This window comes from Thioclava indica (assembly GCF_000714545.1).
GTDB lineage: Bacteria > Pseudomonadota > Alphaproteobacteria > Rhodobacterales > Rhodobacteraceae > Thioclava > Thioclava indica.
This window is the reverse complement of sequence record NZ_AUNB01000025.1, coordinates 12,410-32,966: the sequence shown is the minus strand read 5'-3', so window position 1 is coordinate 32,966 and position 20,557 is coordinate 12,410. Positions and strand designations below refer to the sequence as shown.

General features: G+C 58.7%; 19 protein-coding genes and 5 pseudogenes. 19 read left to right on the top strand and 5 right to left on the bottom strand.

The window, feature by feature from the left end; all coding sequences use genetic code 11:
* The first annotated feature begins 18 nt into the window (after positions 1–18).
* The 3 genes and pseudogenes from DT23_RS09095 to DT23_RS19030 all read left to right on the top strand — a co-directional run.
* Complete coding sequence (locus DT23_RS09095; protein WP_038130604.1) at positions 19–918, top strand: LysR family transcriptional regulator; 900 nt, start codon at positions 19–21, stop codon at positions 916–918.
* 124 nt (positions 919–1,042) lie between these two features.
* Complete coding sequence (locus DT23_RS09090) at positions 1,043–2,206, top strand: mandelate racemase/muconate lactonizing enzyme family protein (RefSeq protein WP_038130603.1); 1,164 nt, start codon at positions 1,043–1,045, stop codon at positions 2,204–2,206.
* A gap of 9 nt (positions 2,207–2,215) precedes the next feature.
* Positions 2,216–2,413, top strand: a pseudogene (locus DT23_RS19030) (Tn3 family transposase); the annotation flags it as partial.
* 38 nt (positions 2,414–2,451) lie between these two features.
* Here DT23_RS19030 and DT23_RS19025 read toward each other — a convergent pair.
* A pseudogene (locus tag DT23_RS19025) lies at positions 2,452–3,824 on the bottom strand (IS30 family transposase).
* Positions 3,825–3,961: 137 nt separating this feature from the next.
* Between DT23_RS19025 and DT23_RS20335 the strand changes: the two are divergent.
* The 3 genes and pseudogenes from DT23_RS20335 to DT23_RS20325 all read left to right on the top strand — a co-directional run.
* Positions 3,962–4,057 (top strand): annotated as a pseudogene (locus DT23_RS20335) (AAA family ATPase); the annotation flags it as partial.
* A 79-nt stretch (positions 4,058–4,136) separates the two neighbouring features.
* Entirely contained in the window at positions 4,137–4,286 is a 150-nt protein-coding gene (locus DT23_RS20330) for an ATP-binding protein (protein WP_420804686.1), read from the top strand.
* 70 nt (positions 4,287–4,356) lie between these two features.
* Positions 4,357–4,458: pseudogene (locus tag DT23_RS20325) on the top strand (IS6 family transposase); the annotation flags it as partial.
* A 163-nt stretch (positions 4,459–4,621) separates the two neighbouring features.
* Here DT23_RS20325 and DT23_RS19015 read toward each other — a convergent pair.
* The 3 genes and pseudogenes from DT23_RS19015 to DT23_RS09080 all read right to left on the bottom strand — a co-directional run.
* Positions 4,622–4,786: pseudogene (locus tag DT23_RS19015) on the bottom strand (IS6 family transposase); the annotation flags it as partial.
* 99 nt (positions 4,787–4,885) lie between these two features.
* The gene (locus DT23_RS09085; protein WP_038130601.1) at positions 4,886–6,202 is read right to left on the bottom strand and encodes a type II toxin-antitoxin system HipA family toxin; all 1,317 of its coding nucleotides are present in this window, start codon (positions 6,200–6,202) and stop codon (positions 4,886–4,888) included.
* A complete protein-coding gene (locus DT23_RS09080; protein WP_081847037.1) occupies positions 6,192–6,524 on the bottom strand; it encodes a helix-turn-helix transcriptional regulator in 333 nt (110 codons plus the stop codon). Before DT23_RS09080 ends, DT23_RS09085 begins: the two co-directional genes overlap by 11 nt.
* Before the next feature lie 361 nt (positions 6,525–6,885).
* Here DT23_RS09080 and DT23_RS19470 point away from each other — a divergent pair, with 361 nt between their 5' ends.
* The 4 genes from DT23_RS19470 (at position 6,886) to DT23_RS09060 (ending at position 12,218) form a co-directional block, all read left to right on the top strand.
* A complete protein-coding gene (locus DT23_RS19470) occupies positions 6,886–8,439 on the top strand; it encodes a hypothetical protein (protein WP_156023900.1) in 1,554 nt (517 codons plus the stop codon).
* Positions 8,388–8,777, top strand: coding sequence for a helix-turn-helix domain-containing protein (locus DT23_RS19870; RefSeq protein WP_038130597.1), 390 nt, complete (start codon positions 8,388–8,390; stop codon positions 8,775–8,777). The genes DT23_RS19470 and DT23_RS19870 overlap by 52 nt, the downstream gene beginning before the upstream one ends.
* A gap of 171 nt (positions 8,778–8,948) precedes the next feature.
* Complete coding sequence (locus tag DT23_RS09065) at positions 8,949–10,784, top strand: hypothetical protein (RefSeq protein WP_038130595.1); 1,836 nt, start codon at positions 8,949–8,951, stop codon at positions 10,782–10,784.
* 9 nt (positions 10,785–10,793) lie between these two features.
* Positions 10,794–12,218, top strand: a complete 1,425-nt coding sequence (locus tag DT23_RS09060; RefSeq protein WP_038130594.1) for a hypothetical protein — start codon at positions 10,794–10,796, stop codon at positions 12,216–12,218.
* A gap of 101 nt (positions 12,219–12,319) precedes the next feature.
* On the opposite strand, the gene DT23_RS09055 is transcribed toward DT23_RS09060, so the two are convergent.
* Entirely contained in the window at positions 12,320–13,159 is an 840-nt protein-coding gene (locus DT23_RS09055) for an SAM-dependent methyltransferase (RefSeq protein WP_051697166.1), read from the bottom strand.
* A gap of 515 nt (positions 13,160–13,674) precedes the next feature.
* Between DT23_RS09055 and DT23_RS19460 the strand changes: the two genes are divergently transcribed.
* The 9 genes from DT23_RS19460 to DT23_RS09005 all read left to right on the top strand — a co-directional run bounded on the left by DT23_RS19460 (position 13,675) and on the right by DT23_RS09005 (position 20,553).
* Complete coding sequence (locus tag DT23_RS19460) at positions 13,675–14,139, top strand: hypothetical protein (protein WP_156023899.1); 465 nt, start codon at positions 13,675–13,677, stop codon at positions 14,137–14,139.
* A 224-nt stretch (positions 14,140–14,363) separates the two neighbouring features.
* Positions 14,364–14,744, top strand: coding sequence for a hypothetical protein (locus DT23_RS09045; RefSeq protein WP_051697165.1), 381 nt, complete (start codon positions 14,364–14,366; stop codon positions 14,742–14,744).
* 82 nt (positions 14,745–14,826) lie between these two features.
* Positions 14,827–15,258 (top strand): hypothetical protein, encoded by a 432-nt coding sequence (locus tag DT23_RS09040; protein ID WP_038130591.1) that lies wholly within the window; start codon positions 14,827–14,829, stop codon positions 15,256–15,258.
* A 717-nt stretch (positions 15,259–15,975) separates the two neighbouring features.
* On the top strand, positions 15,976–16,329 hold the full coding sequence (locus DT23_RS09030) for a hypothetical protein (protein ID WP_038130589.1): 354 nt from the start codon (positions 15,976–15,978) through the stop codon (positions 16,327–16,329).
* Positions 16,330–16,623: 294 nt separating this feature from the next.
* Positions 16,624–17,292 carry an amino acid ABC transporter permease gene (locus DT23_RS09025; protein WP_038130588.1) on the top strand — a complete coding sequence of 223 codons (669 nt, stop codon included), beginning with the start codon at positions 16,624–16,626 and terminating at the stop codon, positions 17,290–17,292.
* A 1-nt stretch (position 17,293) separates the two neighbouring features.
* Positions 17,294–17,950, top strand: coding sequence for an amino acid ABC transporter permease (locus tag DT23_RS09020; RefSeq protein WP_038130586.1), 657 nt, complete (start codon positions 17,294–17,296; stop codon positions 17,948–17,950).
* Positions 17,951–17,986: 36 nt separating this feature from the next.
* Positions 17,987–18,796 (top strand): transporter substrate-binding domain-containing protein, encoded by an 810-nt coding sequence (locus tag DT23_RS09015; protein ID WP_038130584.1) that lies wholly within the window; start codon positions 17,987–17,989, stop codon positions 18,794–18,796.
* A gap of 99 nt (positions 18,797–18,895) precedes the next feature.
* Complete coding sequence (locus DT23_RS09010) at positions 18,896–19,609, top strand: amino acid ABC transporter ATP-binding protein (RefSeq protein WP_417808835.1); 714 nt, start codon at positions 18,896–18,898, stop codon at positions 19,607–19,609.
* Positions 19,606–20,553, top strand: coding sequence for a 2-hydroxyacid dehydrogenase (locus DT23_RS09005; protein WP_038130581.1), 948 nt, complete (start codon positions 19,606–19,608; stop codon positions 20,551–20,553). Before DT23_RS09010 ends, DT23_RS09005 begins: the two co-directional genes overlap by 4 nt.
* Positions 20,554–20,557 lie beyond the last annotated feature (4 nt).

Sequence of the window (20,557 nt, the reverse complement as noted above, 5' to 3'; positions counted from 1 at the left end):
AAGCATGGAGGCGCGAGAATGGATACGACGCTGTTCGATGATTTTCTGGAACTGGTGCGCGAATTGAATTTTTCCCGCGCCGCCGAGAACCGCAAAATGACCCAGCCCGCGTTCAGCCGCCGCATCAAACAACTTGAGGCCGCGATTCAGACGCCACTCATCCAGCGCACGACGCGGCAGGTCACACTGACTGCGGCCGGAAGAGCGTTCCAGCCGCGGGCGGAGGCTATCGTCAGGATGCTCTCGGAGGCCCGGCTCGAGGCGCTGGAGGCCGCAGGGCTCGCGCAACGGACCCTGAACCTCGCTGCTACCCACGCACTGTCCTACACCTTCGTTCCGAAATGGCTGATGCAGGTCGGCGGGCCCTCCCAGATCGGCGCCCTCAACATGGTCTCCGATACGCATCGACAAGGCGTGCGGCTTTTACAGAATGGCGAGGTGAGTTTCTTCATCTGCCATAAAAAACCCAACATTGCTGAAGATCTACCGGAAAAGCAGTTCCGGTTTCATCCAATCGGCAGCGATCGACTTGTGCCGCTTTGCGCCCCCGATGAAAGCGGTCGCCCCCTGTGGCGTCTCGGGAGCGCAGCTTCGCAAATTCCGTTCATAGCTTATTCCAGCGCATCCGGCCTACATGCAATCCTCGAGGCGCATGGTATCGGGGACGGGCGTCGCGGCATCGAAACCAAAATGAATTCTGTGCTTGCGTCGACCAATCTTGAGATGGCGAAAGAAGGCCAAGGCGTTGCCTTCCTTCCCCTCTCCCTCGCCGAACAGGAGATGGCGCGCGGCACTCTGGTCCGCGCTGGTGACCCCTCGCTTGATGTTCCCGTGCAATTGGTCATCTACCGCCCGCGCTCCCGGCTGTCGGCCCATTGCGAGGCATTCTGGCTGAAGGTGGTCAGTCAGGATACTTGATAATTCATGCAGAACGCGCATGAATTCAGTGCCAATCGGCATTGGAACTGCTCCCTGCAGCTCTCCTATTCATGTCTGGGTAAAGTCTTCGGACCATTCACCCCCACGGGAAAGGAGCACGGAAATGCGCATCGTGGACATTTGTGAGGTCACCAAGCCGATTTCCTCGCCTATCAGGAATGCATATATCGATTTCAGCAAGATGACCGCCAGCTTGGTGGCTGTGGTGACCGACGTGGTAAAGGACGGTCGCCGAGTGGTCGGCTACGGCTTCAACTCGAACGGACGCTACGGCCAGGGGGGGTTGATCCGGGAACGATTCCGCGACCGCATCCTCGAAGCCGACCCTGCGTCACTAATGAACGACGCGGGCGACAACCTCGATGCTCACAAAATCTGGGCTGCGATAATGCAGAATGAAAAACCCGGCGGTCACGGAGAGCGCTCGGTTGCCGTTGGCACCATCGACATGGCCGTATGGGACGCGATCTCGAAGATCGAAGAAAAGCCACTCTTCCGTATGCTGGCCGAACGCAAGGGCGTCGAGGCTAATCCGCGTGTCTTTGTCTATGCCGCGGGTGGCTACTACTATCCCGGCAAAGACAATTCCGCTCTGCGCAATGAAATGCGTGGCTATCTGGAGCGCGGTTACACCGTCGTGAAGATGAAAATTGGTGGCGCTTCGATCGACGAGGACCAGCGCCGGATCGAGGCTGTGTTAGCGGAAATCCGGGATGAGGCGCAACTTGCGGTCGATGCCAATGGCCGTTTCGATCTGGAAACCGCGCTCGCCTATGCCAAGATGCTGCGACAGTATCCTTTGTTCTGGTACGAGGAAATCGGAGATCCGCTGGACTACCAGCTGCAAGCTGCGATGGCCGAATTCTATCCGGGCTCCATGGCGACTGGAGAGAACCTGTTCTCGCATCAAGACGCGCGCAACCTGATCCGCTATGGCGGGATGCGCCCCGACCGTGACTGGCTGCAATTCGACTGCGCCTTGTCTTACGGTCTGGTAGAATATCTACGCACGCTCGACATGCTGGACCAGCTTGGCTGGTCGCCGTCGCGCTGCATTCCCCATGGCGGGCACCAGATGTCGCTAAACATCGCGGCCGGGCTCAGCCTCGGCGGCAATGAGAGCTACCCAGACTTGTTCCAGCCCTATGGCGGGTTCCCCGACGGCGTGAAAGTCGAAGACGGCCATATCATCATGCCAGAGCTTCCGGGCATCGGGTTCGAAGGCAAATCCGACTTGATCGCGGTGATGCGTGACCTCGTGGAATAGATTGGCACCGACCGGACAAGTGAAGGGCAGCATTTCAGGATGGCCGAGCTGAACCTGCTCACCACCATCATCATTTACTGGAACACCAAGCACCTCGGTCAGGCTGTCGCCAGCCGCCGCCGCACTGGATTGGATTGCTCACCAGACCTTCTGTCGCACATCTCTCCACTCGGGTGGGCGCACATCATTCTCACCGGCGAATACAGGGCGGATTCAAGTGGTCGTCGCAACGGTCGGCTGTTAACTCATTCTATGATTTCGTCCAATGCTTCGGCTGGCGTTTTCCACCCAAGCGTTTTGCGAGGGCGACTGTTGAGTGTATATGCCACTGCATCCAATTCATCTCGTCCATGCTGACTGAGGTCCGTTCCTTTTGGGAAGTATTGGCGCAGAAGGCCGTTGGTATTTTCATTACTGCCACGTTGCCATGGGCTTTGAGGGTCACAGAAGTAGATGTCGATTCCTGTCTGGTCTTTGAGCTTTTCATGTTGGGCCATTTCGGCGCCCTGATCCCAAGTTAGCGATTTGCGTAGATGGTTCGGCAGATTCCGAATGGATCTGGCGACGGCATCCCGGACGGCTGCAGCACCATGTCCAGCAAGAGCGGGGCCGTTTTTTTGACGCGGACCTGCCCCGTGACCCGGCATCGGCGGTAAGTGCAGCAGAAGGGAAAACGAGTTTTGCGTTCAACGAGCGTCCCAATAGCAGAACTTCTTAGGCCAAGGATTAAGTCGCCCTCCCAGTGACCTGGAACAGCGCGATCCGCGACTTCGGCCGGACGCTCACTGATCATGATCTCATCGGGCACGAAGCTTCTTCCCTTACCTTTTCGTCGCGCGCGCGGGACACGCAAGGCGCGGCCAGAGCGCAAGCAAGCGACCAGTTCGCGTCGCAGCGCGCCACGGCCCTGAATGAATAAGGACTGATAGATGGCTTCATGGCTGATACGCATCAAAGGGTCATCCGGATAATCCAATGGCAGCCGTCGGGCAATCTGTTCCGGGCTCCAAGCCAATGCCCACTTGCGGTGCTGGCGACGAACCGAACGCCTCTTGGTCCAGCGCACATCGGGGCCCGCGATAACTGCGCCATCAGCGCTCACGATCTGGCCTGACAGCCGATCTTCGACATACTGGCGCAAAGCCGTGTTTTCGGCCAGCTTTGTTACCCTGGGGCGTCTTCCGGCTCGGTTCGCGTGCCATTGCGCCGTTGTCGCGCGATATTCAAACCCGCCACTGCGTGTCGCAGCGTTGCGGCGTAATTCTCTTGATACCGTCGATGCTGCCCGTCCTATTTTGCGGGCGATGACACTCACGCCCATGCCCTGAGCGCGGTATAAAGCAATCTCTTCACGCTCAGAAAACGACAGATACCGCCCAGATAAAGGCGGCGAGGATTCTGAATATTGTGATGGTGGCATACCTCCAGCCTCCCGAAACCAACGACCGCCAACCGGGGCAGACGCGCCAACCTGAACCGCCGCTTCTTCGCTGGAAAGTCCTTTGCCAATCAAGCGCCAGAACATTACGTGCTGCTCTCGGTGAGCTGCCTTCGGTCTACCCGGCGAACTCAGCTTCTCTCGGGTGCTTCGATCCGAAGCGCGTTTGTGTATCGTCATAACCGTCCCCATTTTGAAACCGTTGCGACGGCCGTTTGAATCTGCCCAGGTGGCCCAAAAAAGGATCAAAGAAGCCTTAACGTACTATCCTGCCCCATCCGGCATCAGACCCCAAGCTGGCCCGCGTCCAGCTGCTGGTGCTCGACGACTGGGGCACGCATGGCCTGACCGATCAGCAGCGTCTCGATCTACTCGAGCTTTTCGAGGAGCGCTACCAGCGGCGGTCCACCATCATCACCGCCCAGCTGCCCGTGTCAGGATGGCATGACATGATCGGAGAACCCACAATCGCCCCCTCTCGGCGATGCAAGCATCGCCTGCCGGGTAACGGATGCCATCCTCGATCGGATCGTCCACAACGCACACCGCATCGGACTCAAGGGAGACAGTATGCGCAGAAAGGACCGAAACGCGACCTTGACCTCTGCCAAAAATACCGAAACCATTCGAACCGAAACATGATCTGCGGACAGATGATCAGCCGTGCCCGAGCTGTCCGGGAATTAGCGTAATCGCTGTCCGGTATTTCTGAAATCCGCACTCTGTACCAGCTCGCCGACGCGCCGCCCTGACCATTCGCTACCACCGGATGAAAGCTCTCCGTGCGTGGAAAGCCGCCGCCACCGTCGCCTGACGCCCGCATCAATGGCGCTGACCACCATTCCTTCGGTTAACGTGACAACTCCCACATGATACGCAAGGAGCAATTTGGCGACAAAGTGAAGACCGGGGTTCAGCAATTCGCGGCGCTGGCAGGATAACTGTGTCCAGATGATCGGCCGTCCTCAACCTCGGCAAAAGTTTGCGACACTACCCTTGAGCGTGGCATGGTCGACGGCAACTCCACGCTCAGCCTTGATCTCCTCGAGGTCACGGTAGGAGACAGCCTAGCGAAGGTAGCAAAATACCACATACAAGATCACCGACTTCGGGTAATGTACGCCCTTGAAATCAATCGCCATCCGCTCTTGTACCTGCTCTTGCTTTTCTCTCACCTAGCCCAAAACACGATGAAACTGAAGGGACCCCAAATCTTTGCGACACAACCCAACAACATCCCTCTAAACCGTAATCTGCGCGCGCACCTGATCGAATTGTTCGATTAGCCCTGCGTGCTTCGCGCCGAGGCTATTGGTGCAGTATGGATTCAAAAACTGGCGGCCAGCGAACAAGTTCTTGTCGATCTCGGTCAGCCGGACATCATCGCATATGGCACCCCATTCACCGGCGATCACGGTGATCTGGTCCTCGATGATGGTCTCGGCATCGTCTTCGGTGAGCAGAAAATCGGGGGCAACCGAGAGGCAACTTTGGAGCGTACTCATGCGGTTCTGGCCCTTGATCAGCATGGCCTGTGTCGCTTCGTTACCGGTTCTGCCTTGTGGGCAGATGTCATAGGCAGGAGTCAGGGTTAGCATCTTGCCGTCCCAGAAGGCGGCATGGTTTCGGGCGTGGTCGTCCGTGTTGCCGCAAAGAATGTTGAAGACGATCCGTCCGTACAGTTCCCGGAGCGTTCCTTTTGGATCGGTGAAGCGATGGCGGATGATCTCGGCGAGTTCTTCGTATGAGGCGTAGCGCGCCATCATTTCGTCCAACCCGAGCATCGTCAGCGCTGAAACCATGGCTTTGCGTTGCCAACCATCCTTTGCCTTGATGCGGTCGAAGCGTTCGATCAGCAACACATCCTTGCCGCCTGCAGCTATCATCGAGACGGGGGCGACATTCAGACCACATGCAGCGGCCAGCTTCATGGCGATGAATTCAGCTTTCACGACACTGTAGAGATCCGTGCTTGATGAAAACTTTGCGATCAGTGTGCGATCACCATTGTCGATCAGAGCCTTCGGGCGCGCGCCGCCGATCGACGTGCCATGATTGAGGGCCTGATCGAGGGCCGGTGTCAGCGGGACGCCTTTTTCAATGTGCGCGGCCGCTTCGAGAAGGTCCTCATACGAGGCCTCTGCCTTGAGACGCGGAACGTATTCTGTGGCGGATTCCTGAAAGTCGAGGGCGCCGATCCTATCCGAGCCCGACTCAAGCAAATAGGTGAGTTCTGTGAGGTCGCGGGCTTCGGCATCGCCAGCCTTGGGACCCACCAGGCGGTTGATGATGACCCTGCGGCCCCAGGCGTCAGGTGAGCCGTCACGAATGCAGCCGGCCATCGACAGGCCAGCGGCCGGTTCGATCAGGCCGCGGCGGAGCGGGAGCTCTGGCTCGTAAATCGGGATCGCGTCTTTGCGGTTCAGATAGCTGGTGCCATAGTTGAAGGTGTAGCTGTCGCCGCTTTGAGTGATGCGGCCGGCAACAACCGGCTCCGTCTCCCCCGGAAGCCAAATCCAGACATAGGCCTCTTTGTGCTGCATAAGCTTAGAAGTCATCATCGACCTCCTGTCGGCTATGGCGGACACTCTTGGGCAGCAGTGTCAGTTTTTCATCGAGGCGGGCGTTGTGCATAGCCAACGTCCGGTCGTCGAATTCGAACAGGCGAACACCCACGAGTGCAGCGACTTCAAAGACCGTGCCGATCTCAGCGCCGGGTGCCCCTTTTTCGATGTTGTAAAGCGTCGTGCGACTAATGCCAGCGCGATCGGCAAGTTCCTGGGCGGTCATGCCACGCTCAACGCGACCAACGCGGATCAGCTTGCCGAGGATAGACAAGGCTTGTCGCGTGATCTTTGAGTAGCTTCTTTTGCGCTTCATAGGACTCTGACTTTGTGCAGTTTAACAAACATAAGTTGTCTTCGCGTCCAGCATAGTGATGCCTCATACAATGGACAAAGCTTTCTTTCAAATTTATGTACACTTAGATGAACGCAAAAGATATTATGTTCACTTTAATGGTCATTGTGAGGCTGATTCCTGTCGAAATTTCGTCGTTGACCCACCAGCTCTGGGCAAAATCAGAAATTCTTAAATTGCTGGCTGCCTGACAGATACAAAGCCCACCAGCAAAACAGAGGGGCCCTGTCCTACCGACCCGCCACGCGACCGAGCACTCAAGGTCGACTCAAACAAGCTGCGATCTACTTCTGCAAATTCTTGACCGGTCCATGTCCGGTCAATGCAAAATCTTTCCAAATGCGTTTCCGTCCCGCTATCCTGCATCAGCGACATTTCTCCGGATGCTTATGTTGAGCTTCTCCACCCCAAAGACCAGCACGGCCGACCCTCTCTGCTCTGGTTCGAAGGCGACGAGCCGCGCAATCTTTGCCTTGCTCCGAGCGAATTAGAACTCGCCCTGCCCGGCCTGCTCGACGGGCGCGCCTATCTCTCATTGAATCGTTTCCGCTATCGCCGCACCTCCGATCAACTCATAGTGCTGAACGCGCTTTATGTGGATCTCGACTGGCATAAGACGGCGCGCTGGCGTGACTGTAATGTTGGCGTGGTTGAGAGGGCCGTTTTGAAGCATCTTGACGTTGCAAACCTACCACCGCCATCGGTGCTATTGCAGAGCGGGTGCGGGTCGGCCCTGATTTGGCTCATCGATGAATTGCCACCCCAAGCTCTCATGCGCTGGCAGGCGACCATGCGCGCGCTCGGGGACGTATTCGTGAAGTTCGGTGTCGATCGCGCGAGCCAGGAAGCGGCGCGCGTGTTTCGAATCCCGGGCAGCGTCAATGAAAAATCCGGAAGGCGCGTGCGCGCCTCCGGTGGAAGTGGCACACGACACGACTTCGACGCGCTCTCCGACGAGATCTTCAAAGCCGCAGGCCTGCCCACCCGCGCTGAGCTGCAATTGGTGCGCGCAGAAAAACGCGCGAAGCGGCGCACGAACGTAAATCCACGCGAGATGCCTTTCGGCCTTCCCCCGGCGGTACGTTTTCGTCAGATCCGCGATGACCTCGAAGCTATCCGCGTTGCGCACGGCGGGCGACTCCCGGAGGGCATGCGGAACACGTGGCTGCATCTCTACGCGACCGCGCTGACACATGATCCCCGAGAAACGCAGCTCGCCCAGAAAATCGAAGAGATAGCTCAGCTCGCAACGCCTGATCTGCCCGCGCAGGAAGTGGCCGCGATAATTCGCAGCGCGGAAAAGCAAGCCGCACGGGAGCGTGGTGCGACCCCACTCAAAGATGGCCGCTATCATTATTCCGGCGGGACAATCGCGGAACGGCTCGGAATTTCAGGAGAGGACGCACGCGCCCACGGCCTGCGCCAGATCATGCCTGCTCAAGAACGAAAGCGCCGGAAAGCAGAGGCTGAACGGAAACGGCGGGCGCGGAACGGGGCACAAACACGAGCGGAGTATCTCGCGAAGAACAGCGCCTCACGCAGTGAGATTTGGAAAGAATACGGTCTGAGCCGAACCACTTATTACAAGCGCAAGAAGGACGGAACGCTCCCGCCTCGCCTTGTGGCACAAGCTCCGGACAGGTCCGTGCCCGAGACAGGGGGAACCATAGGGCAGGACCGCAGCTGGAATTCTGCAGCAGCTCAAAACGACCTCAGCCGGACACCCGCATCCCCTACCCGGCCACTCCACGAAATTTCTGAACGCGAAAATTTGGATTTGAGCGGCAATGTCCCTTTCTCCTTTCCAACGAAAGGACATTGCCCATGCCAAAACGCTCCAAGCCCTCTCACTTTACCCACGCCTCAACCCTCCTGAGTGCCGCCGACCTGCTTCGCCGCTGGCAGGCAGGGAGCGATGCGACGCTCTGGCGCGCCGAGAAAGACAGCCTCCTGCTCCCGGTCCGCGAGGGCCGGCGCAGGGGCTATTCGTGGGAGACGATCTGGGCGTTTGAGGGCGGGCAGCCGCCAGCGGGAATGGAAGCAGCCTATCGACAGCGATTGCTGACCCCTGAGCAGGCGGCCATCGGCGTGCCCTACCGACCCTCGACCCTCATGACCAAAGCGCGCGAGGGCACCCTGCCCTGCCGCAGGATCGGCACAAAAGTCCGTTTTGTGGCCGCTGAGATCGATCGCTGGCTGTGCTCATGGCTGTAATCGCCAGCGCCGCGCCTGAACGGCAGAACCGCAATTTGAACGGGTTTTTTGCCCCTATGAACGAAACACCCCCCGAACTTCACGGGCCAAATCTGCGTGGGCGTCTCGTTCATCTTGGTCGGAATGAACGCGCCCCTTCGCAGATGAAATCTTACCAGCAAGGATGAAACAATGACTCTCAACGATATCTACCTCGCCCTGCCCAATCTCTATTCCGTGTCCTCGGCAAAGGCTTACAGCGCAGCGTTTCGCCGCGTCGAGAAACTGACCGGCCGGACCCTCAAACAGATCCCTGCGGACGATGTCGCCTGGACCGAGATCGCCCGACATATCGTCTGTGCCGGGGAGTTTCGGGCCGCGACGCCGAAGGCGGCTGAGCGTGCCTTCCACACATGGTCGGGAAAAATCAGCGCCGCGATCCGGAAAGCGATGGAGGCGACCGCAGAGGTGCCTGTCGCTCCCGATGCGCGCCTCGCGTGGGATCAGCTAATCGATTACGCCAAGCGGGTGCAGAACCGTCCGGGGCCCGATGGCTGCAAAGTACTGCCCGGAATGGCGGATGTATCGCTCGCAAATCTGCGGGCGCGCGTCGGGCATGTCTTTCCATCGGAATTGGACAACGAAGCGGCCACCGAAGTGCTTTCGTGTATTCCCTCGGACAAGACCGCATCGTTTCGACGTTCGCTCAAACTGTTCGACAAGATGATAATCCAAAAGGACCGGCATGAAGAGATCGCCGCCCTGCTCCCGGTCTCGCCCGTGGGTCCCCTTCCGGGACGGCGAGACGCTCCGCTCGATTGGACGGCGCTACCCGCATCCTTGGTTACGTCCTGCGACGCGGCGATCGACCGGGCTATCAATGGCGAGCGGCCGCAACGCGATCGTTTCGGGGGCAAACTCGGCGCAGACCCGCTGCCGCAGCGGAGCAAGAACAAGCGCAAGATCCGCAACCCTGAGCTGAGGCGCAAAAATCATCGTCAGGCATTGTCCTGGCTAATCCGGCACACATGGTCGGACCGCACCCCGCCCCCTGGCGTCACTCAGCTTGAAGACCTCCTGACCTCCAAACATGTCAAAATGGCGACCGCAAAATATGCGGAGAGAACGAAGCAAAGCAAATCTCTCAAGGGGGCCAATGAGACCTCTTCGACGAACTCATGGCTCGCGACCCTCGATACGCTCGCGAAGCGTAATGACCTCGGTGACGACGTGCTTGATGCGATCGCGGATTTGCGGTTTTCCGACACCGTTCACAGCGACTACGCAAACGAGATGGCGGCAGAACGCGCGGCGTTTCTGAAGCTGTTGGATCACAATCCCGAAGTCGTTCGAGCCATCCTTACGGGACCGCGCGTTTTGGCACGCGAAGCGCGGCGGGGTTTCGATAGATGGGAGACGTTAGGGGCGCATGCCCAGACCGAGGCGCTGCATATCGCGATGGCCTCGGCGGCGATGGCTCTCCAGCTCTCGCGCCCCCTGCGGACGCGTAACATCCACGAGCTGACAGTGAGCGGAGAAGGCGCCGAGCTTTGTCTCCCGCGTCGCAAGGGGTCTCTGGCGATGATCGACATTGCCCGGACGCGAGTGAAGAACAATCGCGAAATCTTTCACGAGGTGCCAGCGGCGCAATGGAAGACGCTTGCGCTCTGGATCGAAGAAGGGCGCGCCAGGTGGTGCGCGAGTCACGGCATAGATCCCGACCTGAATCCCTACCTGTTCCCGGGCACAAAAAGTGGCGCGCCGATCTCGCGGGCCACATTCAACAAAACCTGGAATCGTGGGATGTCGAGGATCGGCGTGATTGGCCTCAGCCCGCACTTGATGCGGCATGTCGGCGCGACGCTCTACATCGCCCAATATCCCGGAGCCTACGGCGTCGTCGCAGACCTGCTCTGTGACAAAATCGGAACGGTGGAAGCATTCTACTCCCGCGGTGCCGGACGCGAAGCATCGCGTCTCTTTGCCGAGGTGATCCAGCGCCTCGACCCGACGCTCCACCTTACCTGAGGAGGCCTCATGGCTCACCAACCTTTCTCCCGCGCCGAGCGGATCGCCCGGCTGCTTGCGCGAATGCAGAATGTTCCGCGCCCTGTCGCCCGCGCGGTCGCGGAGGCAGTTGTCGAGGACACGCTCAAAGGGCGCGGCGCACCCGCCGCGCTCGAGCGCTTCTACGCCGCCCTCGCGGCGGCAGGCCGGACGCCCGAAACTGCAAACCGCGAAGACTTCGAGGCCGCGGCGAGCAGCCGGACGAGCTACCGGACCTTGATCTCGGCCCTCACACGGTTTGATCCCACCGTGCCGCTTGCCCCGGCCCGAGGCGTGACGATAAACTGGGATCGTTGGTTGAACTCGACCTACGGCAGCAAGCCGAAAAAGCCCCGGGTCTCCACCCGGATCGCGGCGCTGCCCGAGCACTGGCCCTCGGCTTGGCGCGACACCCTCCCTCTTCTCGACCGGGTCGTGCGACGCGGCGAGACGGCCTACAAGCCGCTTCGGGAGAAGTCGCGTGCATCCGTCGTCGCAGCCGTCGGCACCTGCGAAACCGCCCGGATCTGGGCCGCCGCGCGCGGCATCGCGCTCGGTGAGGCCTTCTGTCCCGATCTCGCCGAGGTATTTCTACGCTACTTGCTCGTCGAACGCGGGATTACGCCACACTCGGCTGCGGACTATTTCGAGCGCGTGGAAGGCTTCGCCTATCGCGGGAGGCTCTTCGACCGAGCCGCCGCCGAAGCGTTCGCGGATATCCGCGGGCAGTTGCGGGCGGAAGCGGACGATCAGCCGGAAGGCAAACGCGCAAAGGTCCAACGCTTTCTAAAGGCATTCGATCTCGCCGATATCCTGCATGCGGCAGCGCGACTTTCCGAGGCCGCAACGTCTTATCGAGGGGACAGTGCTCAGGCCGAACGGCTTCGGCGCAAATCGGTGGTCTTCGCGCTTCTCGTCAACGGCTCCGACCGACAGGGAGACCTGTCGCGATTTCGGATTGGCCGCGAGATCCAGCGGTTACCCGACGGCAGCTGGGAAGTGGAGTTTCGGCAGGCAAAGACGCGGCGCAAAAAGGAATTGGGCGCGCTCTGGCCTTTCACGGCACGACTTCTCGACGCTCATGTTCTGGCCGATCGTCCGTCGTGGCAGATCCAAGACCGCATGGCGGAATTGGATGGCATGAACCTGCTCAGTCTGGCGGAGGATGGTTTTAATACGTATCACCCGAGCGCCCTTCTGCAGGAGGAGTTCGGAATTTCAGGGCACCTGATCCGAACGCTGGTCACGAACCTGATCCGCACCGAAGAGCCAGATGCGGCCTGGGCAGCGCAGGCGCTCCTCGGCCACTCGAACCGCTATTCGCAGCGCGCTTACCTCACGAACTTTCGTGTCACGGCGTCCGTGCGCGCTTGGCAATCGGCAATCGGGGAAATTGAGAAACGGGTTGCGCCATAACACATGTCATCGTTCAGCGGGATCGCGAACCGAGTCGTCGCGCCACGAGACATGCTAACGCGACCCGACAGGGCTTGAAGGGCGATAACGCCATGCCGTCCTCAGCCTCCCGCCACGAGAAGCGCTTCGTAGAGCGCGACGACATCACTCTTTGCGACCGAGTAATTTGCAACGGAATCCTCGCGCACCTCACTAAAATCCAGCTGCGCAAAACGCGCCCGCAAATGTTGCGCGTTCTCCCGGTCGATCGCCTTGAGGAAGAGATGCGAGCTGGGCGTGTGTTCGATCGGATTATCGAATATGCGTCCCGCGACGCCGCCAATGCGGCGAATGGCAAAATCAGCCTCTTCGGCGTTGCAGAAACTGAAATCCGGATGTTTGACGTCACCCCGCTGTTCGGAACGCTCATAGCCCCGACGCTCCCAAATCTGGAAAACGGTGCGCACCGCGTAGGGCTGACCCTCATAGAGAAACGCCTCTACCGGCAACAGCATCTCGTCAACGAGATGGAACATCCGATTGAGCCGGCGGCGCAGCGAGGATTTACGCACCGAGCGCGGCAGGATCATCGCAATCACATCCGCATGGCTCGCTGCGTGATTGAAAAAATTGATCGCGAGGGAAGCGTTGCGACCGAACGGCGGGTTGCCGACAACAACGTGCCGCCTAAAATTGCCCGGCGGGACCCAGTTCAGATAATCGGCTCGTACGATGCCAGAAGCAGCAGGCGCGAGGTCGAGGCCTATACGCGGCTCAGGTAAATGCGCGAGAAAGGCACCAGCCCCCGCAGAAGGCTCGATCCAAAGATCACCCGGCTGGGCTGGGAATGTCTGGGACAGTCGCGCATAGCATTTCTCAGCAATCAATGGGTTCGTGTAGAACTGATCGAGTGCCCGTGCGGTCGCTTGAAAGGGCTGCTCGAAGCATGTGTGGATGGTCATGTAGATTTCTCCTGTTCTTGACGAACAGGGAAATCGAGACGTGCCGGAAAAACGGAAATCGAAACCCGAAAAAAATTACAGAAATATCATAACTACCTGTAAAAGAACACTAAAATAGTGGATGTGAGCATCAAACCTGTGGACGCTCCCTCAAAGCAAGGAATATGGAACGCGAGGATTGGGGCAAAAGAAACAACATCTCTGAGGGTGAAAAAGTACGCGCCGGAGACGACTGCGGTGAGTAAAAAGATCAGCGCAGCCCCGCGCGATCATCTTACACCACGAAATAATTTTTGTGGTGTAAGACCCGGCTAATCGCATCCAATCCACCTGATTAGCCCGGCCCGCCTCTTCCTGCGTCGCATACGGCAGGACACCTACCACCACCGTGAGAAAGAAACCGGTCATCCGGGCACCGGCCGTCGGTCGCGCACGCCTTGTGACGCGCGACCGAAAGCCGATCCCGGCAACGACCTCAAACATCGTGCGTCACTCCCATCGAAAAGGAATGACACATGCTGACTGCCCTCTCGAAACGCACCTCTACTTCACCATGCGAAACAACGCGACCTTGGTCTGAAACCATAAAAGCGGGCGATATCATCTCGTTCAGGTTTCCACTGCAGAATGCACCCGCCAACGAGAGGCCCAAGGCGCGCCCCTGCCTCGTGCTCGCGGTTTCAGTCTGCGACGGGCAGCGCTGGTTATGCGTGGCTTACGGCACCACCATTCGCCGCAAAGCGCGCAACATTCTCGGCATCGACCTTTCGAGGGATGAGGCTGCGGCCAGCGGCCTTGATCGCGCCACCGGATTCTGCGGCACGCGCACCGTTGTGATCCGCACGAACGACCCGGCGCTGTGTGTTTGTCCAGCTTTACGCACACCGGTCATCGGCAAGCTCGCCGATCAGCCTCGCAAGCGGATGCGGATTGTTCAGACTCGCCTGCTCAAAAAGTTGGAAACGGCTGACCGGCGCTGACCAAACTTGATCGGTAGAGCTGAGATAGCGCTCTCGATACGAAGCGCTATCACACCCCCTCCGCTCCAAGAGATCGAAAGCAACTGAAAGAAGCGTGCACGATATCTCTCGGCCCCCAAATCGCGTCGTTGCCAAACGCAGCCCACCACACATCCCAAACGGCCATGAAGTGCCGTTCTTGAAGCCCGCGGGTCAGTCCGCAGGGCATGATAGGAGTTTATCCCATGCACCATCGCATGATCCCGGTTGCCCGAATTTCGATGTCGAGCTTCCTCCACGAAAACCATGAGGCGCTTTGCAATGCGGCCGCCTTGCTGGGTGGCGGAAGCGCGGCGCAACGCGTCTCCGCTATCCTTCACGGATTGTCCCGTCCGGTGCCTCTTTCGCGCCAGCTCTGGCGAAAGTTGCAATGGCTATCCGACCTTCTCACCCTCGAGAATGTCGAAAATTTCGAGCGTCCCGAGGCAGGCTATTTTGCCGCCGTGAATCCAAACGACCCCGTCGTCGAGGAAATCTGCCTTCTGACCGACGAATACACCGACCGGCTCAACGCCCTGCGTGCTGAAGAGGCCACATCCGCGCCGCCGCATCTTCTGGCAGCTTGAGCGCTACCTTCGCGCCGCCGCTTAGCGGGGCGGTGCGAACTTGAGGACCCGCGCTTTTGCGGGTCAAAACAAGGAGCACTTCATGCACTATCCTTCAAACACAACTGATATCAAAGCTATCGCCATCGCGGCAATCGAGACCGCGCGCGCGCTCGAAACGGCGCTCGATGAAAGCACGGTGGATCTACGTCAGGACACACAGCCCGTCCAAGCGATGTTCGAAGCGTTTCGCGCAGGCACTCTTTATGACGAAGCCGAGGAACCTACCCTCGACGCGCTGAGCGCGCATGTGCTTGGCACGCTCTCCGATCGCGTGCCGGGATATCGGCAAATTGCGCTAAATTACGACACGGACAACTACTTCTTCCTCGACGAGGACCTCGAGAGCATCCGAAATCTCTGGGAACAGCTGCGGCTGTTTCGCAGTTTGCGCCAAAAGGTGATCGATCAACTCGCCGCCGAGCAGCATCTGTCTGCGCTGCGCCACCGCCGTTTTACATCCGCATTGGAGTAGGTACAAACTGCAGGCCGGGATTTTCCCGGCCTGTAATCCGCTTGTATTCGCTGCGGTCCGTCAACCCGCGTGCAAGACCGCGCGACACAGACCACAGCCCCTCTCCGCCAATCCCGCCAGGTGTTTTCATCATTTTTTGCCGATCTCAGATGCGCGTAAAACGCCTTATAAATAGCGATTTTTCGTAGAAAAACACAAGATCTTGCCGATAACCGTTGCCGATCTTGCTTGCCGAAGTTTTGTGCGGGCTGATGCGATGATGATTGCCCGCTCGCGCTGACATAAAGGGACCAACATAACGACCGCGCTGTTGGACCGCATCACACACCGCTGCCTCCGCCAACGGTGCTCGACCGGCTTGCCGCCGAACGTCAGGTCTTCGCGCGTTAGTGCCGTCCGGCTCTACGCGCAGCCGGGTAAAAGGAATGCCGGGCCGAGATGCCCCGGTGTGGCATAAAATCATAGAGCAACAAGGCGGGGCGAACCGCAAAAGCGGCTGAGCCACTCGCTTTTATTATTTCAGATTAATGAGTTGCCGGAAATTTCGTGATTTTTTCGGAAATGTTCTTTCCCCATTCCGTCAAAGGCTCACATTCCATCCGGTTGCTGTGGACGCCTGACGCAATGCCATGCCCATCTGTGCATGATCCCCGACAAGCCCGATCACGCGGCGCATCACCAAGCTTTCAAACATCTACAAAATATGAGGCCGCACAAATGAGTTTCGATATCCTTTTCTGCCGCAATCAAGAGGACGTTTTAGATCTTAAAAATCACACAGACTTCCTTGCCCTTTTTGACGCCGACATCGGCGGTCGGGTCTACGACGGATATGATGATTTCTATGTAACGGATCAAACCCTCGCAATTGCGGATGCGCGTCTCGCTGTCGCGCTTACGTCAGCAGGCATTGGGAGCCACGAGGTTCAGAGCGAGATCCCCAATGGCTTTTGCGATATCGATGCCCGGACGGCACACTGGAGCTATCTTCTGCGCTGCTATCCCGCCCTCTTGGAAATGTTGCGCGAAAACATCCGAGACCACGGGCCCTTGGTCTGCGCCTATGGTTGATCAGCGTAAACCCACAAATCCTTTTGTCGTGTCAGCTGGTTCTGTGGGAAAGGGGGAACTGTATCCATCGCTTAATCCATGCAACATGGCCGCTTGCAATTGCTTTGGCGGGTGCGGATCGCCGACATATCCCAAGTTGACCATAGCGTCGCCTTCACGCAGATGCGAGAGTGTGCCGTCACGGAAATTTGTTTTGCCAATTAACATTTAGAACGATCTAATTGGATCGTTCTAAATGGTCTAAAATGTCCGTTGAGGAGCGGAGATTTCGGACGGTCACGCAGGGGAGGCGTCGTGTACCATTTCAACTTTACACCCGTATTCGACAACTTTTACCTGCTTTTATACGGCGCTTGGCTGACGGTTCGCTTGTCATTTGTCGCGATGATTTTGGGGCTAGTCGTCTCGGTTCTCGGTGCGGTGGCGCGCACGTCTCGCTACAAGATCTTACGCGGCCTTGTCGGGGCCTATGTTGAAATTATCCGCAACACACCCTTCCTGATCCAGATTTTCTTTTTGTTTTTCGGCTTGCCCGCCGTGGGCATCGCATTGAATCCAAATGTCGCAGCCCTCGTCGCCCTTGTGATCAACGTCGGTGCTTACGGAACCGAAATCACCCGAGCGGGCATCGAGTCCGTGCCTCATGGTCAGGTTGAGGCGGGGCGTGCGCTTGGGCTCGAGCCGGTGCAGATTTTTCGCTATGTCGTGCTTAAACCTGCGTTGCGCAACGTCTACCCGGCGATGACGAGCCAGTTCATCTACCTCATGCTGACGTCCTCGGTTGTCTCTACGATTTCGGCCAATGATCTGGCCTCTGCCGGCGCGGATCTGAACGCAAAAACTTTTGCGAGCTTTGAGATCTATCTGGTCATCACGGCCATGTATCTTGTGCTTTCACTGCTGTTCTCGGGCTTGTTCCGCCTGGTTCAGCACACCTTGTTCAATTACCCCGCGAGCCGCTGATATGATCCGTCAATTCGGTCCCGCCGACATTCTATTCATCATCGAGGCCGTCCGCTGGACCTTGCTGCTGTCCGTCATTGCGTTTGTCGGCGGAGCCGTCGGCGGGCTGATCGTCGCACTGGCGCGCAGCTCTGACTCGATCGCGCTACGCCGGATCAGCGCCGTATTTATCCGAATTTTTCAGGGCACGCCGCTGCTGATGCAGTTGTTTCTGTTTTACTTTGGCCTTGCTGTCTTGAACTTGCCGATCAATCCGTTGCTGGCTGCCGCCGTTGCGCTGACATTCCACGCAAGCGCCTATCTGGGCGAGATTTGGCGCGGCTCGATACAGGCGGTGCCCACGGGCCAACTTGAAGCCGCAACGGCCCTTTCGCTTAGCTACCGCGACCGGATGCAAAGCGTAATCTTGCCGCAAGCGGCACGGATTGGGGTTGCGCCTACGGTGGGATTTCTGGTGCAGCTCATCAAGGGCACCTCGCTGACCTCTATTATCGGCTTTACCGAACTGACTCGCGCTGGTCAGATTGTCAACAATGCCACCTTCGACCCGTTTGTGGTCTTTGGATTGGTGGCCGTGATCTATTTCCTGATTTGCTGGCCGCTTTCGCTATACGCGCGCCGGCTTGAAGCGCGGATGCGCCGCGCCTTCACACGCTGAACGACCGTAACCACCAATTTCTCGGAGGAAGAGAGAATGAAGTTTTTCCACACACTGGCAGCCGCCGCTATTGCAGCCACGGCCCTTCTTGCCCCGCAAGCGCAAGCCACTACACTCAAACAGATCGAGGCGAATGGCGTGCTCAAAGTCGGCATGTTGGTCGATTTTCCGCCCTTCGGCACGATGAGCGCGACCGGCGCGCCCGAGGGCTATGACGCCGACACCGCCAAGGCGTTGGCGAAATATCTCGGCACTAAAATTCAGATCGTGCCGGTGACCGGGCCCAACCGCATTCCCTATCTGTTGTCGGGTCAGGTCGATGTTCTGGTGGCCTCACTGGGGATCACGCCGGCGCGTGCCGAAAGGGTTGATTTCTCGAACCCATATGCTGGGATTGAGATCATGGTTTACGGCAAAAAGGATGAGGATGTGAAGGACGGCGCGGGCCTCGCGGGCAAGACGATCGGCGTGGTGCGCGCCTCGACACAAGATGCTGGCGTCACCAAAGTTGCCCCCGCAAGCGCAACGATCCGCCGTTTTGACGATGATGCCGCCGCAGTTCAAGCGCTGCTATCGGGACAGGTGCCGCTGATTGGCGTCTCGAACGTGATCGCTGCACAGATCAACAAAGCTGCACCGGGCCGCTTCGACGAGAAGTTCTCACTTTCGAGCCAAGTTCAGGGTGTGGCCGTCGTGCCGGGCTCTGACGCGCTGTTGGCCAAGATCAACGCCTTTGTCGCGGACGCGATGAAAGACGGGACGATGGACAAAATCAGCGAGCAATGGCTTGGCACGAAGGTCCCTGATTTTGTCCGCACTGGCACCGCGAAAGCGGCTTTGAAGTGAACATCTGACATCAACCCGGCGCCACGTTTCAAACGCGGCGGCGCCGGGCTTCAATGACGAGGCATGACCATGGCACAATCCAAGCAGCTCGCGGTTGAAATGCGCGGGGTCTCCAAATTCTTCGGGGCGTTCCAAGCGTTGAAAGCAATTGATCTGACGGTCGAGACCGGCGAACGGATTGTTATCTGTGGCCCCTCTGGCTCGGGTAAATCAACGCTGATCCGCACGATCAACCAGCTTGAAACCATTCAAAGCGGCACAATCACCGTTGATGGAATCGAGCTGACAGCAGGGGGCGACAATGTTGGCAAAGTGCGCCGTGAAGTTGGCATGGTCTTTCAGCAGTTCAACCTGTTTCCCCATCTCACGGTGCTGCAAAACTGCATGTTGGCGCCGCTCAAGACGGGACGGGCCAATAAGTCCAGCGCCGAGGCGACCGCGCGCAAATATCTTGAGCGTGTGAAAATCCCCGAGCAGGCAGATAAGTTTCCCGCCCAATTGTCGGGGGGCCAACAGCAGCGCGTCGCAATTGCGCGCGCGCTGTGCATGGAGCCGCGGATCATGCTGTTTGACGAGCCGACTTCGGCGCTTGACCCCGAGATGGTAAAAGAAGTGCTCGATACGATGATTGATCTCGCGCGCGAAGGCATGACGATGCTCTGCGTGACCCACGAAATGGAGTTTGCACGCGCGGTGGCCGATCGTGTGATCTTTATGGAAGCGGGCGCGATCATCGAGCAGGGCGCGCCCGAAGAGTTCTTTGGCAACCCCCGCTCTGAGCGGCTGCGCAACTTCCTTGGTCAAATCGCATGACTGCCGCCACAGCACCGCCCCGAATTTTGGTTCTGAGCGATCTTAATCCGCCAGACATAATGGAGCAGTTTTGCGCCAGTCACGCCATCACCCGCGACATCGAGGCGCGTGACGGGATCGAGATCGTGCTCACCAGCGGCACGCGCGGATTGACGTGTGACGAAATTGACGCTCTGCCCGACCTGCGGCTGATCGCGGTGAATGGCGTGGGCACAGATGCCGTCGACCTGGGCGCTGCGTCCGCGCGCAACATTGCCGTAACCACCACACCCGATGTGCTTTCCGGGGCGGTGGCCGAACTGGCGCTTGGTCTTGCGTTAAGCGTGCGCCGGCGCATTGGCGAAGGAGAGCGACTGGTGCGCTCGGGCGCTTGGGGCGGGGGTCAAAAGGCGCGGCTTGGCCGCTCACTGATCGGTGCGCGGTCCGGCATTCTGGGCTACGGTCGGATCGGGCGTGCACTGGCGGATATGCTGCGCGCTTTGGGCCTTGAGGTGCTCTATTACGCGCGCGCGCCGGATCAAAATGCGACCGACGCCTATCGCGCCAATCCTGTGACATTGGCGCGTGATTGCGATGTGCTATTCGTAACCTTGGCCGCCACGCCCGAGACCCACCATATCGTCGGGCCTGACGTGCTGGACGCGCTAGGCCCAGAGGGCACTCTGGTCAACGTCGCGCGCGGCTCGGTTGTTGATAGCGCGGCTCTGGCGACGGCTTTGCACGGCGGAACGCTTGGCGCTGCGGCGCTTGACGTGTTTGAAACCGAACCGGCCACGCCCGGCGGCCCGGAGGATGCGCTTTTGCGCGCGCCCAATACGCTGTTCACCCCGCATATCGCCTCGGCCACCTATGAGGCGCGCAGGGCAATGGCCCAACTTGTGATTGCCAATATCGACGCGTTTATTGCCGGAGCACCGCTGCCCAGCAAAGTCGCGCTGTCTTGAACGG